Raw genomic sequence first — 14843 nt, 5'->3', positions numbered from 1 at the left:
TATTGTTCTGCAGGGTGACGGCCGGGGCTTGCAGGCCCGGCGTCGTACCGATTCACCGAACGCTGAGAGGACACATCATGGTGAAGGCCACAGACCTCGGCCAGGACCATCAGCACGCCGGCGAGCATGCACATCCGGCACCGGATGGTCACCACGGCAACGGTGAGCACGGGTCGCACGCGGCACACGGCGGGCATGACCAGCACTCGGGGCACGGCGGGCACGACAAGCACGCTGGGCACGACCCGGAGATGTTCCGGCGGAAGTTCTGGCTCAGCCTGCTGCTGACGCTGCCGATCGTAGCGACCAGTCACATGGTGATGGACTGGTTCGGCTACACACTCGACTTCCCCGGCATGAGCTGGGTCGGGCCGGTTCTCGGCACGTTCGTCTTCTTGTACGGCGGCTGGCCGTTCCTGGTCGGCGGCGTCCGGGAGGCCCGGGACCGCGCTCCTGGGATGATGCTGCTGATCTCGATGGCGATCACGGTCGCGTACGTCGCCTCGCTGGCGACCAGCCTCGGGGCATTCGACCTCGACTTCTGGTGGGAGCTTGCCGCGCTGGTCACCATCATGCTGCTGGGTCACTGGCAGGAGATGAAGGCGATCGGCCAGGCACAGGGTGCACTGGCCGCGCTCGCGGCGCTGCTGCCGGACGACGCCGACCGCGTCACCGCTGACGGCGTCGAGACGGTCCCGGTCGCTGAGCTGCAGGTAGGCGACGTAGTACTCGTGCGGTCCGGAGCCCGGGTCCCGGCCGACGGCGAGATCGTCGAGGGCGCTGCCGAACTGGACGAATCGATGATCACCGGGGAGTCCCGGCCGGTCTCCAAGGCCGCCGGGGACCGAGTGGTCGCGGGCACGGTCGCCACCGACTCCGCGATCCGGGTCCGGATCGACGCCGTCGGCAACGACACCGCGTTGGCAGGCATCCAGCGGCTGGTCGCCGAGGCGCAGCAATCGAGCGGGCGGGCCCAGGTCCTCGCTGACCGGTTCGCCGCGATGCTCTTCTACATCGCCACTGCGGCCGCCGCGATCACCTTCTTGACCTGGTGGGCCGTCGGGGATCTCAACGAGTCCGTCGTACGAACCGTGACCGTCTTGGTGATCGCCTGCCCCCACGCACTTGGCCTGGCCATCCCGCTGGTGATCGCGCTCTCCACGGCGGTCGCAGCCAAGGGCGGGATCCTGGTCAAGGACCGGCTGGCGTTGGAGCGGATGCGGACCGTGAACGCGGTGCTGTTCGACAAGACCGGCACGCTGACCAAGGGGGAGCACGTCGTGACCGGCGTCGCTGGTGAAGGGATCGACGAGCAGCAGGTACTGCGGATCGCCGGAGCCGTTGAGGCCGACAGCGAGCACCCGCTGGCCAGGGCAATCGTCACGGCCGCCGACGAACGCGGCGACCGGGCCAAGGCGAGCGAGTTCAAGTCGCTGACCGGGCGCGGTGTCCAGGCGGTTGTCGAGGGCAACGTCTATGCCGTCGGCGGACCAGCGCTACTGCGTGAGCTGGACGCTACGGTGCCGAGCGTTCTCCGGGACCGGTCCGAGGAGTGGTCTGCTCGAGGCGCCGCGGTGCTCTACCTGCTGCGGGTCGAGGGCACCAACTCGGTGGCGACCGGAGCGATCGCGCTCGAGGACGAGGTACGGCCGGAAGCCCGCGAAGCGATCGAGCAGCTCCGTGCCGCGGGCGTCGAGAAGATCGTCATGATCACAGGCGATGCCAAGCCGGTCGCCCAGGCGGTCGCGGCCGACCTGGGATTCCGCGACGGCATCGACGAGGTGTTCGCGGAAGTGCTGCCGGCCGACAAGGACAAGGCGGTCAGCGAACTGCAGTCCCGCGGACTGACAGTGGCGATGGTCGGTGACGGCGTCAACGACGCACCTGCCCTGGCTCGGGCGGACGTCGGGATCGCGATCGGCGCTGGGACGGACGTGGCGATCGAGTCCGCCGGGGTCGTCCTGGCCTCGTCGGACCCGCGTGGTGTGACGGGAGTCATCCGGCTGTCCAAGGCGTCGTACCGCAAGATGATCCAGAACCTCACCTGGGCAGCGGGGTACAACGTGGTCGCAATCCCGCTCGCGGCGGGCGCGCTGGCCTGGGCGGGCATCACGCTCAGCCCGGCTGTCGGTGCGGTCCTGATGTCCGTGTCGACGATCGTGGTCGCCCTCAACGCGCAGCTTCTGCGTCGAGTGCGCCTGACCCCGAACCGCTGATCACAGCCAAGGCCCGGCTGCTGGCGTTGCACAGCCCAGCAGCCGGGCCTTGCCACGACTCAGAAGGCGTGGCGGGCCGCTTGCGGCGGCGGACGGCGAAGCGGGCCAGGGAAACATGGGTGGCGACGAGGAGGCCCTTCACGACGACGAGGGCAAGGATGACGTTGACACCCCACTTCGTCCACGGCGAATCGGCCACGCCGGCACCGAACACGCTCTGGCTGCGGCCGGCAGCCTGTACTCCGCAGCTGCGGTCCGCCGACAGGTCACGGTCACTCTCGACGGACTGCCTGCCCCGATCAGCTGAGGCTGCAGTAGTCCATGCCGGCGAGGACGAGGGCTGGGAGTGCCGCCACGATGGCTGGTGCGATCAGTACTGCGGCGACGAGGGCGCAGAGGATGCTTCGCGTGGCTCGGCGCATCGGTGGTCGCCGGCCGGTGAGTCGCTGCAGGCGTAGGTGGACGGCTTCTGCGCCTAGCGCGAGTGCGGCGGCCGGTGCCGCGGAATCGGCCAGTTGAAGTATCGCGCTCGCGATGGCGGATCGCGGGTGATTGCGGCAGGCCCGGTCATCGGCAACCAGTTCGACGAGGCGTCGTACCTGCTGATCGCCCCAGTTGAAGACCGGGACACCGGGGAACGCGCGAACCAGGCCATGCGAAACGGCGAGTAACAGATGGTGTCGTCCACGCAGGTGTGCTTTCTCGTGCGCGACTACGGCGTGAACTTCCTCCCGGCTGAGCACGGCCAGTGCGCTGCTGGTGACGACGATGTTCCGGTTGCGGCCGGGCAGGCAGAATGCGGCCGCCGTCGGGTGCTCGAGAACCAGTACGTCGAGTTCCGCGTCGCGTCGGGCCACGAGCTCAAGGATCCGCAGTTGACGCCGGCGCTGCCGGACCGCTTGCCTCAGTGTCGTGGCGACGCCCCACACCGCTCTGGTTGCTACCAGAACGAGGGCGGCGAGCGCGATGGTCGTCGTGGTAGCCCCGCCCGGTGTCGCGTAGGCGGCGCGCAGATTCGTCACGCAGAGGTGGAACAGCTCGGCCAGGTCGGTGCTGACCAGGTGCAGTCGTACAGACAGCGCGACCGCGCCGAGCATGACCGACAGCAGGACGGAGGCGGCCAAGGCTTGCCATACGGCGATCGCAAGACGCGGCGCCTGCGCGGGCCAAGCGGACTCCCGGAGCAGCCAGGCGCCGCCGGTCGCCATCAGGGCCGCGTAGCCGAAGAGGGTGATGGCGATGATCATCCGGACTCCCTTCGACTGCGGCCGCGCGTGCCTTGCCCGTGGAGCAACGTGCGCAGCCGGGAGGCCTCGCCGGCAGGCATCTGCTCGACGGAGCGCAGCAGGGCGGCCTTGGGATCGCCGCTGTCGGCGAGCGCTTCACCCATCAGCTCGGCGGCGTACTCGGCACGACTTCTGGTCGGCTGGTAGGCGTACGCGCGACCCGCACGTTCGCGAGCGAGGAATCGCTTGCTGTGCAGGTTGTCCATCACCGTCAGAACAGTTGTGTATGCCAACGGGCGCGCAGTCCGCGTGTCGTCCAGGACTTCCCGGACCGTCGCCGGGGAGTCCAGACTCCACAGCTGGTCCATGACCACCGCCTCGAGATCACCGAATCCGCGCATGACACCTCTCTCTTCTGCCAGCCGATGATGCCTCACCCACGATGATTTGGTCATGATCGGTTCGCCTGCCGGCTCGATCCTGTGCACCAGGTCTGCGCCGGTGCCGGGTATCGCCGCTGACAACTATCGTGCATAGTAGTCGCCGTGCAGTTCAGGGCGTGCGGAGGAGCGCGGTGAAGGCGTTGGCTGACGATGCCGCCGAGCGGAAGGTCGTCTCGGCCACCGTGGACGAGACAGCTGACGTCGACGTCAGTGCCGAGCCGGCGCCGCCGGGTCATGCCCGTCGCCCCGTCGTCGCCGTACGGATTGCTTTCGTACTCGGTCTCCTCATGCTGGGCGTGTTCATCGGGGCTGAAGCGGGCTTGTTCGGTCACGAAGCGGTGAAGCGTGGAGCCGTGCATGGTGCCGCCGAGGGCAGTGTCGCCACCGGTCTGACCCGGTATACCGCCGATCGACCTGAGTCTCCGCCGTTGCAGGGAACGACGCTTGACGGCGGCAGGTTCGACCTTGCGGCTCTGCGAGGCGAGGTCGTTGTGATCAATACATGGGGATCGTGGTGCAACCCGTGCCGGGCGGAGTCGCCGGACCTGGTCCGAGTGGCAAACGAGACCAAGCGGAGCGGGGTCCGATTCGTGGGCATCGACACCCGGGACAACGCGCCGGCGGCGCGCGCGTTCGCCCGTGGGTTCAAGATCCCGTATCCGAGTGTGATCGACACCGACGACCTGGTGTTCTTCGGGCCGTTGCTGCTCGCGATCCCCATCGCGATGGCGGCCGGTCTGGTCTCGTTCCTCAGTCCGTGCTGCCTACCTCTGCTACCGGGCTATCTCGCTTACGTGACCGGTAACGCAGGAGCCGAGGCGCAGCGGGCCTCTCGGCAGGGCGAGACAGCGGCCTCTGTCGACCGGCACCGGCAGCGCGGGCAGAGGCGCTGTGCTGTCGTTCGCCTACAGCCTCGGGCTGGGCATTCCGTTCATCCTGGCCGCGGCCGGGGTTCAGCGCGCGTTCAAGCTGTACGCCGTAGCGCGCCGGCATGCCCGCACGGTGATGCGCATCGGCGGTTGCTTGCTGATCCTGGTCGGTCTCCTCGAGGTCACTGGTGTGTGGGCACAGCTCATCTACCGGCTTCAAGGCGTGGTGGCGAACTGGCAGGCGCCACTGTGATCCTCAGTCGTCAAGCATCGAATGGAGCAGATGATGAGTGAGACCGATTCCCGCGGCCGGCAGAAGCGGACCGGGCCGCGACCGCGCTGGCACAGGGCGATCGGAATCGTCCTGCTCGTCGTCGGCTTGGCGATTGTGGGCCTGAATCTGGCTATGGAGTTTGGCGCGCCCAAGCTGCTGCCCTTCGGTCACAGCCTCATGTCCTTGGGCTTGGGAATCGCCGTTGCCGTGAGCAGCGCGTGGCCGTTCGGCCGGATGGATCGCTAGTTGTCCCCGCTCCCTACGCCTCCCGAGGTCTCTTTGTGACGCAGCCACGATCGGCCCGGGAGCACGCCAAGGATCGCAACCTGCCGAGTAGCCGCCGACCGCGCGGCGCTACAACCGCGCGACATCGGGTGCCTCGTCGTACTGCGCCGGGCAACGCGCAGCTGGTCGGATTGGCCGCCGCGCTGGCGGCAGCGGCGGGCAGCGTCGGCTTCGGGCCGCACCTCCTCGGATCGCCGGGATCCGCGAACTCGACGGTGGATGCGGCGGCGTCGAACGCGACCACTGGCGAGACCCGATTGTCCGCGCTGGCGACAGCCCGCATTCAGCGTCGGCAACTGGGCACCCGAGGAGATGATCGGCCTGAGCTGACGGATACTCAAGCCGGCGCCAGGCAGGCTGCTGCCGCCCGCCTGGCGGTGGCGAGGGCCGCGAAGCTCGACGTCTACCGGGTGCAGACCCTGCGGCGTGCAGTTGCACTCGCAAGAGCAAAGACAGCCGCAAAGCGCGCAGAGGCCGAGGCTGCGGCGCGGGCCGAGGCGGAGGCACGAGCGGCTGCGGCGGCCGTCGAGTTGCCCGTGTCCGGCTATCGCATCACAGCCGTCTTCGGTCAGGGCGGTGACCGGTGGGCACGCAATCACACCGGCACCGACTTCGCGGCCCCGACGGGTACGCGGGTCGGCGCGCTGATGCAGGGAGTCGTCATCTCGGCCGGTTGGGCCGGGCCATACGGCAACCAGATCAGGATCCGGCACGCGGACGGCACCGAGAGTTGGTACAACCACCTGTCCCGCATCACCGTCTCGTCTGGGGAGCAGGTGGATGCCGGAGAGCAGATCGGTGCCGTCGGCTCGACCGGCAACTCAACCGGCCCGCACCTCCATCTCGAGATCCGGCCCGGTGGGGGAGGCCCAGTCGATCCGCTGCGCTGGCTGCGCGCGAAGGGCCTCGACCCCTGAGCCGGCGCCCCGACGGGGGTCGCTCGGCGGCCATCTGCGACAGGGTTGCAGGTACGATCGCCATCGCGACCGGACCGGGCTTCTGAGGGGTGGCCTGGGATCGAGGTGAGGGTCGCGTCGCCGGAGCTGAGCAGGAGGTGCCGGTCGCGAGCACCATGGCAACGGCGAGCACGAACGTCGACCGGCGTGGAGACATGTGCACGCACATCCTTGTCAGCGACCGGCAACCGGTGGCACGGAGCGACCATCTACTATCGAGAATAGTTGACGGCTTGGAGGACCTGTGAGAGAGCGGCTGCGGCGATGGCCAGGAGTCGTGATGGCCATTGCCGGGGGCATCGCTCTCGATCTGGCGTTTCCCGGTGTCGGCTGGTGGTGGTTGCCGCCAGTTGCGGTCGCAATGCTGGTGATCGCTCTGGACGGGCGTGGGATCCGGTGGGGCGCGTTCGTAGGCTTCGTGTTCGGAGCAGCGTTCTTCGTGCCTCACCTGGCCTGGTCAGGCATCTATGTCGGAAAGATGCCGTGGCTAGCGCTGGCCACGTTGGAGACGCTGTACTTCGCCGTGTTGGGAGCTGCCGCGACGGTGGCGCTGAGGTGTAGCCGTCGGAGCGCCATGCAGGCGGTGGCCTTCGGGTGCCTCTGGGTCGGCCAGGAGGCAGTGCGGTCCCGCACTCCATTCGGTGGGTTTCCCTGGGGGCGCCTGGCGTTCTCCCAGTCAGATGCCCCGAGTGTGGGACTGGCTGCCATCGGGGGAGCGCCTCTCGTGTCGTTCGCCGTCGCGGTATCCGGAGCTCTTCTTGGGCAGACGATTCTGGTCGTGTCGCGGCGCGGCCACCTCACGGCCTCAACGGTTCTGGGGGAGCGCGCCGGCGCCGTGGTGCTGCTGATCGCTGCGGCCGTGGTATTCAGCGCTGGTGGATTGGTGCCCCGCCCGGGCGCAGGAGACGCAGCAGCGGGGGATCGGCGTGTCACGGTCGGGGCAGTTCAGGGCAACGTGCCGACCGCAGGCCTGGACTTCAACGCGGAACGCCGTGCGGTGCTGCGGAACCACGCCGACGCGACCGGACGCCTCGCCGCGGACGTCGCCACCAGCGCGATGACACGGCCCGACCTAGTGCTGTGGCCTGAGAACGCCAGTGACATCGATCCGCTCCGCGACACCGCTGCGGCAGACATGATCTCCGAGGCGGTTGACCAGGTCGGTGTACCGGTCCTAGTGGGCACTGTCCTCCAAGAGCCGGCGCCGAAGATCAGCAACACGAGCATCGTCTGGAACCCAGGCACCGGGCCGGGAGAGCGGTACGTGAAGCGCAGGCCGGTGCCTTTCGGTGAGTACATTCCCTACCGATCCTTCTTCCGCAAGATCACGGCCAAGGTGGACTTGGTCAAAGCGGACTTCACCGCTGGACGCGGGCCGAACGTGCTGAAGGTCGGTCCCGCGACAGTGGGCGTCGGCATCTGTTTCGAGGTGGCCTTCGACGACCTGCTCAAGGATGCCGTGGACAACGGCGCCGACCTGCTGGTGATCCAGACCAACAACGCGACGTTCGGCCGGACCGATGAAAGCGTGCAGCAGTTGGCGATGTCCAGGCTGCGGGCCGTCGAGTACGGCCGATCGGTGGTCCACATCTCCACCGTTGGTGTCAGTGCCTTGATCGGCCCGGACGGAGCGATCCAGCAGAAGTCCGGCCACTTCACACAGGAGATCCTGACCGGGACGTTGCCGTTGCGCACGGACCGCACGATCGCGACCCGGATCGGAGCGTGGCCCGAAGCGCTCCTGATCGCTATTGGCCTGATCAGTGTCGCGGCCGGTGGTTTGCGCATCGCGGCACGCCGCCGCTGAGGAGCGCGGACTCGTTGTCAGGCGGTCTCAGATCAGCCGCCGAACTCGTCGTCGCGCCGTTTCGGTGAACATGGCGATCTCGCCGATGCTCAGGACACGGGCCGAGACGGCAAACATGACGAGGAAGCCGAACGACCCAGCGACGACCGCAAGCAGCGACGCCGAGGCGCCGTAGCCGATCCATGCCGCGACTCCTCGTCCGATCGCGAACGCTGTGAGGGCCGGGACCATGCCGGCGAGTAGGAGCAGGGCGTGATGGCGCACGGCATCGCCGACTCCGAAGCCACCGATACGGGCGTGCAGTTTCCGGGCCGTGATCGCCAGCCCGACGGCGTAGGCGATCCCGTATCCGGCGGCCATACCAGTGACTGCCCAGCGAGTCGGCAGCGTCATGAAGGCGAGGATCGTCAGCCACCCGTGGACTGAGGTCGTCACGACCGCGATCGCCAGGGGTGTCTTGGTGTCGTGCAACGCATAGAACACCCGTACCAGAATGTACTGCGCTGAGAACGGGATCAGACCGAGCGCGAACGCCATCAGCATGTACCCCATCGCCACGGTGTCCTGGACGGTCACGTTGCCTCGTAGGAACGCCGCCGTCGTGATCTGCGGGCCGAGCGCGAGGAAGAACAGGGCCGTCGGCACGATCACCGTGGCAGTGATGCGTACGGCGTATGCAACATCAGCGCGGACGGTCGGGAAGTCCTGGTCTGCGACTGAACTGCTCAATTTGGGCATCAGCGCCGTAAGCATCGACACGGTGACGACGCCTTGCGGAATGAGCCAGAGCAGGTGCGCATTGCTGTAGGCGGTGTAGCCGACGCCGTACGGGATGCCTTGCCGGTCGGCAGTCATCGAGACGTTTGTGGAGAGCAGCGTGACGACCCAGTAACCGATCTGGTTGACAACGACGACCAGCACCGTCCAGATGGCCAGTTCCGCGACCTGTCGTAGGCCGCTGTCGCGCCGGCGCAGACGAGGTCGCCACTGGAAGCCGGTCGCGCGGAGCGCGGGTATCAAGATCAGAGCTTGCACGATGACGCCTGCCGTGGTGCCGGCCCCCAGAAGCCGGATCTCCAGGGTGCCGAGTTCCGAGGCGGCGCTGTCATCGCCGGAGACCAGCAGGTAGATGCACACGGTGGCGATGACGATGAGGTTGTTCAGGACTGGGGCCCACATCATCGGGCCGAAGCGCCCGCGCACGTTGAGCAGTTGCCCGAGCATCGTGAAGAGGCCGTAGAAGAAGATCTGCGGCAGGAAGAAGCGGGCGAAGGTGATGGTGAGCGTCCTTTGAGTGCCGGTGAAGTCCGAGTAGAGATCGACGATCTGGGGAGCCAGCAGCCATGAGGCGATGGTGATCGCGAGCAGGAAGAGGAGGGCTGCGGTCAACAATTGGTTGGCGAATTCGGCACCGTGGTCGAGGTCCCGGCGCGCCGCGGCGGTGAGTTGCGGGACGAAGACTGCGTTGAGTGCGCCTCCCAGCAGCAGGATGTAGAGGATGGTTGGCATCGTGTTGGCGACGTTGTAGGCATCAGCCAGCAGCGCCGTACCGAGCGCTGCGACGAGAGCTGCATTCCGCGCGAATCCGGTGATCCTGGATACGATCGTTCCCACCGCCATAATGGCGCTCGAGCGCAGCAGCGGTGGGCTTTCTGTGGTCACGTCAGCCGCCGGGATGCGAGGTACAGGTTGAAGGCGTGGTACAGGGAACGGTTGAGTGGGTAGTCCCACTCGCCGAGTCGTTCGACAGCTCGTCCGCCAGTGCCCAGCTTCCATCGGAGGAGTCCGCTGCGACGGTCGCTTTCGTCGAGTGTGGTGTTGAATCCGCGCATGTCGTAGACGGCGCAGCCCGCCGCGTGAGCGTCGCGGATCATCTGCCACTGCAACGCGTGGCTGGGGCGCAGCTCTCGGCGGTGGCCCGCTGACGCGCCAAGGTGGTACCAGGCGCGGTCGCCGACGATGTTCATCGTGTGCGCGGCCAGCGTCTCGCCGCCGTGGTGCGCCAGATATAGCCGCATCCTCCGCGGATGTTCAGCGGCGAGCGCCTTGTACTGACGCTGATAGTAACCGAGTGACCGACCCAGATCGAAGCCGTCGCGCTCCTGCGTCACCTTGAGCAGTTGGTAGAAGACCGGCAGGTCGTCGTACTCCCCGATGGACACCTCGACGCCTTCGCGCTGGGCTCTCCGGATGTTCCGGCGCCATTGTTGACTGAAGCCACGCCAGATGTCGTCGAGCGACCGGTCCGCCAGTGGGAGTTCGAAGATGACAGCGGGCTGTACGGCGGCGCGGGTCAGCCGCCCGCTGCTGCGCCATCCGAGCGACCGCAGCTGCTCTGCGGTCGCCGTACCGCTCTCGTCCACCTCATCTGGCGGGAGGTCGTGAAGGTCGAGGACTTGGTCACTGTGGAGTGCGGACTTGAGGGTAGGTGTGTTCCATCGACTCACGTCGACCGGCGGCCCCATTCTGACTGCGAAGGCCCGTCGACTGCGGAGATGGGCGATCAGTGGCTCGAGCCACAGCGACAGATCGTCATGGCTCCAGTCGATCAGCGGGCCTTCAGGCAGGTAGGCGAATCGGTGCCCGGTTGCCCGAACCGGTCGGTAGAGCACGAGGGCCGATCCCACGAGTGCTCCCGTAGGGTCGGCCCATCCGATCGTCTCGGATTGCCACCCTGCCTTCACATCGGCCCAGGATGGGCACTGCAGGAAGCTGGCACTAGGCAGGGTTCGGATGTAGTCGGCGTGCAATTCAGGGGTGATGGTCAGAACCTCGAATGGGTCCTGCTGCCGTCGCGGCTGCTGTGGCGAAGATGACCACGTTGAGGGATGGCGCGAGATCGGGCTGGCCATGCGAGTACTCCTTGAAGGCTCCTGGCGTGACCGGTCGCGGACCCAGCGGGGCTGTCACTCGGAACGCGGCGCGTTGCCGCCGGTCGTCCGGCCACAAGTGGAATGGGAGAAGCCCTGGCTGCGTCGAGCTGCCTGGGGCCTACGGGCCGCTCAGGATGGAAAGGGATACGACACAGCAGGGCCGCCGTGGAAACGGCGAGATGAATCCACGGTCGGCCTACAGCAACAGCCGTGAACAAAGGGCCAGCCGTCGGGCTGGTAGACACCAAGCGGTTCTCGGCCGGAGCACGGGAATGGTGGACGGCGGAGGCAGGATCCAGCGTCGCGACGGCAGCGCTCGCAGGGCGAAACCGAGCAGAACGCCGACGGCGATCGCGATCAAGACTGCCAAGCAGGCCCCCGGCATCGGATGCGGCTCGTTGTCGGCGGCGCTGCCGGACATGGGGCCGGTTGCCGGCGTGACGACCGGGTTGCTGGCGGTGGCCCGATTCTCGACGTGACTGCCGTGGATGACAACCCGTACGGATTCGAGCGTCGAGGTGCAGCCATGCAGGTAGGACCCGACCGAGTCGGATCGGCTGCTCGAGGAATGCGGCGAGCTATGGGTGAACAGAGTCAGGAGACCCAAGACGACGGCCAACGCGATGACCGCTGGGATGCCGGCGTGTCCGCGCGTCACCGTGGCCATGCGCCTCTTTCGGATCGGGCTGGGCGGCACCCAGCCATCAGCTACTAGGCAGCATAGTAGATCAATGCCGGCTCACTGCACTCCGGATTCGGATCGCTTTCGATCAACTAAGGTGCATAGTAGTCGCGGCCGTACGCGGCGTCACAACTCCGGTTGTTGCTAAAGACAACGAAGTTGACCTGGGTCATGGATGGTCCTGCACGGTCGTTCCGCGATCCCGAATCTGATGGTTGTTCGGTCACCGCTCGACGAGTGTGACCGCGGGACGCGGTGAGGGGGTGGCCCTCACCGCGCGCCGTTGTCAGCTACGAGTGGACGGCGACTGGGCTGTCGGCGGGGGTGAGACGGCCGGTGCGGTGCAGTACGGCGAGCATCGCCGCGCTGAGCAGGCCGAGGGTGATGAGTGACAGCCAGGGAAGAGCCGACAGGCCACGAGCACGGGCTTCGTCGAGGGCTGCACCGGTGAGGAGATTGCCGACGGTGATGCCGATGCCGCAGATGGTGTTGTAGATCCCGTAGTGAGTTGCGACGAGGCGGCCGCCCGCCAGCGCGACGATCGTGTCCATCTCGAAGGGGAAAGCGAACATCGTGCCCACGGCAAGGAGTAGTGCGGCGGCAAGGCAAGGCAGGACTGCCGATGCCATGAGACCGCTTGGACCTAGCGTACTGGTGACCAGCAGCGGCACGAACGCCGAAGCCATCAGCACCAGGCCCACCGCCAGGGCGTGACCCGCAGGAATTCGAGTCTTGCACCACGCGGTGATCCGCGTTTGCGCAAGCACCGTGAGGAGGCCGGAGGCGACGAAGAGTGCGGCGACGCCGATGGTCGTCGCGTTGCCGTCGCCGCCGACCCGTCGTACTTCCAGTGGAAGTGCGAGGTAGACCTGGAACGACAGGACGTAGGAGCAGATCATGGCAGTGGCGAAGAGGAGGAACGGCCGGTTCGCGACGACGGTCCGCCACTGCGCCAGGATGCTGTTCTCACTGCGTGTGCTCGCTTCTTGTGGCGGCAGGGCGCGGAACTGGACGATCGACAGTACGGCGAAGACGGCAGCGGCAACGGCACAGGTGAGACGGAAGCTCGCGCCGGTCAGTGCCAGGCCGACGAGCGGCCCGGCGAGGATGCCGGCCTGGTAGAACACGTTGAACAAGGCGAACGCTTCGACCCTTCGGTCCGCGGAGTCGAGTGCCAGGTAGGCGCGGACGGCGGGGTTGAACAACGCGCCGGCCAGTCCGGTGGCCGCGGAGGCGATCACCAGAGCGGGAACGGATTCCACCAACGCAAGCATGGCGAACCCGGTGGTGCGCAGTACACAGCCGGCCACGATCAGCGGCTTGTAGCCGAATCGGTCCGCAAGTGCGCCTCCGACGGCGAACATCCCTTGCTGGGAAAGGTTCCTGACTCCGAGGACGAGACCGACCAGCCAGGCGGCGAGCCCAAGCGTTCCGGCCAGATGCTGGGCCAGATACGGCATCAGCAGGTAGAAACCGAAGTTGATGCTGAACTGATTCACCAAGAGCAGCCGCGTCACATTCGGCATCCCTCGGTACTGGGCGATCAGCTGTCCCATCACCCGACCACCGCTCCTGCCGACATGCCCGGCTGTCCGGCGGCGGCCATCCGTGGATCAACGACTGTGGCGCAGCGAGTCCAGCGCTGCGGTACGGCGGCGGCCGGGTGCGGAAGCTCGTCCGGTCGCAAGGCGGGTCGGATGTTGTCGAGATCGTGCTGTCGGCAGTAGTCGTCGCTGAAGACTGTGTCCCAGTATCGCTGTGGGCCGTCCGGGAATACGGCCGCGATCCGCGTTCCGGCAGGTGAGGTCCGGGCAACCCAATCGGCTACCAGCGCGACCGCGCCGACGCTCCAGCCGCCCGTCGTACCGGCGTTCGACGCAAGCCGTCGACAGGCCCAAACGGCCTCGCCGGGGGCGACCCAGTGGACCTCGGCGAACGTCGAGTAATCCACGTTGCCCGGGTGGATGCTGCTGCCCAACCCTCGCATCAGCCGTGCCCCGGCCGGCTGCCCGAAGATGGTCGACCGGATCGAGTCGACCCCGACGACTCTCAGCTCTGGGCAGTACTCACGCAGAGCTCGGGATACACCGGCGGAATGACCGCCGGTGCCGACGCTGGCTACCAGGATGTCGATTCGGCCGACCTGCGCGAGGAGTTCGGTGGCCAGTCCGGCATAGGCGTCGACGTTGTCGAAGTTGTTGTACTGGTCCGGGCACCACGCATCCGGATCGGCGTCCAGGAGTTGCCTGACGCGATCACGGCGCGACTGCTGCCACCCGCCGACTGGATCGGGGGTGTCGACCATGTCGACCTGAGCCCCGTAGGCGCGCAGCGTATGGACCACCAGCGGCTCCATGCCCGGATCGGTGACGACAGTCACGGGATGCCCGTAGACGACACCGGCCAGTGCGAGGCCGAGCCCCAGCGTTCCACTGCTGGATTCGACGATCCGGGCGCCCGGCAGCAGGTCACCGCGGTCGCGGGCGCGACCGACCATGTGGAGGGCGGCGCGGTCCTTCATTCCGCCAGGGTTGTGCCCTTCCAGCTTGGCCCAGTAACCCTGTTCGGTGCCGGTGCCGTGCAGAACGTCGCCGATCCACATGGTTGGTGTGTTTCCGACGATGCCCGCCGGGGTACGCCAGGCGACGCCCGCGGACACCGCCGCGATCCCCGTGCCGGCGGTTCGATCGAGATTCTGGGCGCGGAGAAGCGCACCAGTAGTGCTGTTCACGTTGTGTCCCTTTCGACGACCCTCGCGTGGCGGGCGCGAAGGGGCAATCCACTGACCAAGGTCTGTGTCCGGCCATGGCCGGGAAGGGACACCTATATGCGCAGTTGGCAGGTCCGAATCAGAGCATGAGAGGCGAGAGGTACGGCGGACGCGCGGGCGTCGGCCGGCCGCATCAGGGTGGCCGCGTGCCAAGTCGGTGGCGTTGAGCCGGTGACCATAGGCCCGGGGGCGTCGGGGGCCTGGGCGCGGATGGCGGTGTCGGCAGGTCGGGTGCTGGAGCAATGCGATGCGGCGTCATCAGACGGTTCACCCACGACCGGTTCTACGGCGGTGGGCGAGCCTGAATGCCCGGCATGATGGTCCGTTTGCAGGGCGCACCACGGAGGGCTCGCCAAGACCAGGGTACAGATGACCATGACCACGAGAACCAGCCGACGGCGGCCGGTCGCTGCAGTCTCGGTCACGATATGCAGCATAGCGG

12 protein-coding genes and 2 pseudogenes are annotated in these 14843 nt (G+C 67.2%); 8 read left to right on the top strand and 6 right to left on the bottom strand.

Features of this window, described 5'->3' with window-relative positions; translation table 11 throughout:
- Positions 1 to 77 precede the first annotated feature (77 nt).
- Both V9K99_RS00210 and V9K99_RS00205 read left to right on the top strand, forming a co-directional pair.
- On the top strand, positions 78 to 2216 hold the full coding sequence (locus V9K99_RS00210; RefSeq protein ID WP_337008253.1) for a heavy metal translocating P-type ATPase: 2139 nt from the start codon (positions 78 to 80) through the stop codon (positions 2214 to 2216).
- A gap of 115 nt (positions 2217 to 2331) precedes the next feature.
- Positions 2332 to 2523 (top strand): hypothetical protein, encoded by a 192-nt coding sequence (locus V9K99_RS00205; RefSeq protein ID WP_337008255.1) that lies wholly within the window; start codon positions 2332 to 2334, stop codon positions 2521 to 2523.
- On the opposite strand, the gene V9K99_RS00200 is transcribed toward V9K99_RS00205, so the two are convergent.
- Complete coding sequence (locus V9K99_RS00200) at positions 2516 to 3463, bottom strand: M56 family metallopeptidase (RefSeq protein WP_337008257.1); 948 nt, start codon at positions 3461 to 3463, stop codon at positions 2516 to 2518. The two genes, V9K99_RS00205 and V9K99_RS00200, sit on opposite strands and share 8 nt — an antisense overlap.
- Complete coding sequence (locus V9K99_RS00195; protein WP_337008259.1) at positions 3460 to 3843, bottom strand: BlaI/MecI/CopY family transcriptional regulator; 384 nt, start codon at positions 3841 to 3843, stop codon at positions 3460 to 3462. The genes V9K99_RS00200 and V9K99_RS00195 overlap by 4 nt, the downstream gene beginning before the upstream one ends.
- Before the next feature lie 329 nt (positions 3844 to 4172).
- On the opposite strand from V9K99_RS00195, the pseudogene V9K99_RS00190 reads away from it, so the two are divergent.
- The 5 genes and pseudogenes from V9K99_RS00190 to lnt form a co-directional block, all read left to right on the top strand.
- Positions 4173 to 4508: pseudogene (locus tag V9K99_RS00190) on the top strand (TlpA disulfide reductase family protein); the annotation flags it as partial.
- Positions 4509 to 4610: 102 nt separating this feature from the next.
- Positions 4611 to 5007, top strand: a pseudogene (locus tag V9K99_RS00185) (cytochrome c biogenesis CcdA family protein).
- 33 nt (positions 5008 to 5040) lie between these two features.
- Positions 5041 to 5274, top strand: coding sequence for a hypothetical protein (locus V9K99_RS00180; RefSeq protein ID WP_337008261.1), 234 nt, complete (start codon positions 5041 to 5043; stop codon positions 5272 to 5274).
- 35 nt (positions 5275 to 5309) lie between these two features.
- A complete protein-coding gene (locus V9K99_RS00175) occupies positions 5310 to 6230 on the top strand; it encodes a M23 family metallopeptidase (RefSeq protein WP_337008263.1) in 921 nt (306 codons plus the stop codon).
- Positions 6231 to 6549: 319 nt separating this feature from the next.
- Positions 6550 to 8076 (top strand): apolipoprotein N-acyltransferase, encoded by a 1527-nt coding sequence (lnt, locus tag V9K99_RS00170; protein WP_337008265.1) that lies wholly within the window; start codon positions 6550 to 6552, stop codon positions 8074 to 8076.
- Positions 8077 to 8103: 27 nt separating this feature from the next.
- On the opposite strand, the gene murJ is transcribed toward lnt, so the two are convergent.
- Positions 8104 to 9852, bottom strand: coding sequence for a murein biosynthesis integral membrane protein MurJ (gene murJ, locus V9K99_RS00165; RefSeq protein ID WP_337008328.1), 1749 nt, complete (start codon positions 9850 to 9852; stop codon positions 8104 to 8106).
- Positions 9735 to 10928, bottom strand: a complete 1194-nt coding sequence (locus tag V9K99_RS00160) for a lipid II:glycine glycyltransferase FemX (protein ID WP_337008267.1) — start codon at positions 10926 to 10928, stop codon at positions 9735 to 9737. Before V9K99_RS00160 ends, murJ begins: the two co-directional genes overlap by 118 nt.
- A gap of 293 nt (positions 10929 to 11221) precedes the next feature.
- Between V9K99_RS00160 and V9K99_RS00155 the strand changes: the two genes are divergently transcribed.
- Positions 11222 to 11428 carry a hypothetical protein gene (locus V9K99_RS00155; RefSeq protein ID WP_337323613.1) on the top strand — a complete coding sequence of 69 codons (207 nt, stop codon included), beginning with the start codon at positions 11222 to 11224 and terminating at the stop codon, positions 11426 to 11428.
- 493 nt (positions 11429 to 11921) lie between these two features.
- On the opposite strand, the gene V9K99_RS00150 is transcribed toward V9K99_RS00155, so the two are convergent.
- Positions 11922 to 13187, bottom strand: a complete 1266-nt coding sequence (locus V9K99_RS00150; RefSeq protein WP_337008271.1) for an MFS transporter — start codon at positions 13185 to 13187, stop codon at positions 11922 to 11924.
- Positions 13187 to 14362: a PLP-dependent cysteine synthase family protein gene (locus V9K99_RS00145; RefSeq protein ID WP_337008273.1), complete on the bottom strand. Its 1176-nt coding sequence runs from the start codon at positions 14360 to 14362 to the stop codon at positions 13187 to 13189. Before V9K99_RS00145 ends, V9K99_RS00150 begins: the two co-directional genes overlap by 1 nt.
- Positions 14363 to 14843: the final 481 nt, after the last annotated feature.

The sequence above is a fragment of the Kribbella sp. CCNWLW201 genome (assembly GCF_037203805.1).
Taxonomy (GTDB): Bacteria; Actinomycetota; Actinomycetes; order Propionibacteriales; family Kribbellaceae; genus Kribbella.
The sequence above is the reverse complement of the archived record's forward strand: the minus strand, read 5'-3'. Positions and strand labels throughout refer to the sequence as shown.

Excerpts from the sequence above, each read along its gene's own strand:
- V9K99_RS00210 (WP_337008253.1), top strand. The coding sequence starts at position 78 with ATGGTGAAGGCCACAGACCTCGGCCAGGACCATCAGCACGCCGGCGAG.
- V9K99_RS00205 (WP_337008255.1), top strand. The coding sequence starts at position 2,332 with ATGGGTGGCGACGAGGAGGCCCTTCACGACGACGAGGGCAAGGATGAC.
- V9K99_RS00200 (WP_337008257.1), bottom strand. The coding sequence starts at position 3,463 with ATGATCATCGCCATCACCCTCTTCGGCTACGCGGCCCTGATGGCGACC.
- V9K99_RS00195 (WP_337008259.1), bottom strand. The coding sequence starts at position 3,843 with ATGCGCGGATTCGGTGATCTCGAGGCGGTGGTCATGGACCAGCTGTGG.
- V9K99_RS00180 (WP_337008261.1), top strand. The coding sequence starts at position 5,041 with ATGAGTGAGACCGATTCCCGCGGCCGGCAGAAGCGGACCGGGCCGCGA.
- lnt (WP_337008265.1), top strand. The coding sequence starts at position 6,550 with ATGGCCATTGCCGGGGGCATCGCTCTCGATCTGGCGTTTCCCGGTGTC.
- murJ (WP_337008328.1), bottom strand. The coding sequence starts at position 9,852 with ATGGAAGCTGGGCACTGGCGGACGAGCTGTCGAACGACTCGGCGAGTG.
- V9K99_RS00160 (WP_337008267.1), bottom strand. The coding sequence starts at position 10,928 with ATGGCCAGCCCGATCTCGCGCCATCCCTCAACGTGGTCATCTTCGCCA.
- V9K99_RS00155 (WP_337323613.1), top strand. The coding sequence starts at position 11,222 with ATGGTGGACGGCGGAGGCAGGATCCAGCGTCGCGACGGCAGCGCTCGC.
- V9K99_RS00150 (WP_337008271.1), bottom strand. The coding sequence starts at position 13,187 with ATGGGACAGCTGATCGCCCAGTACCGAGGGATGCCGAATGTGACGCGG.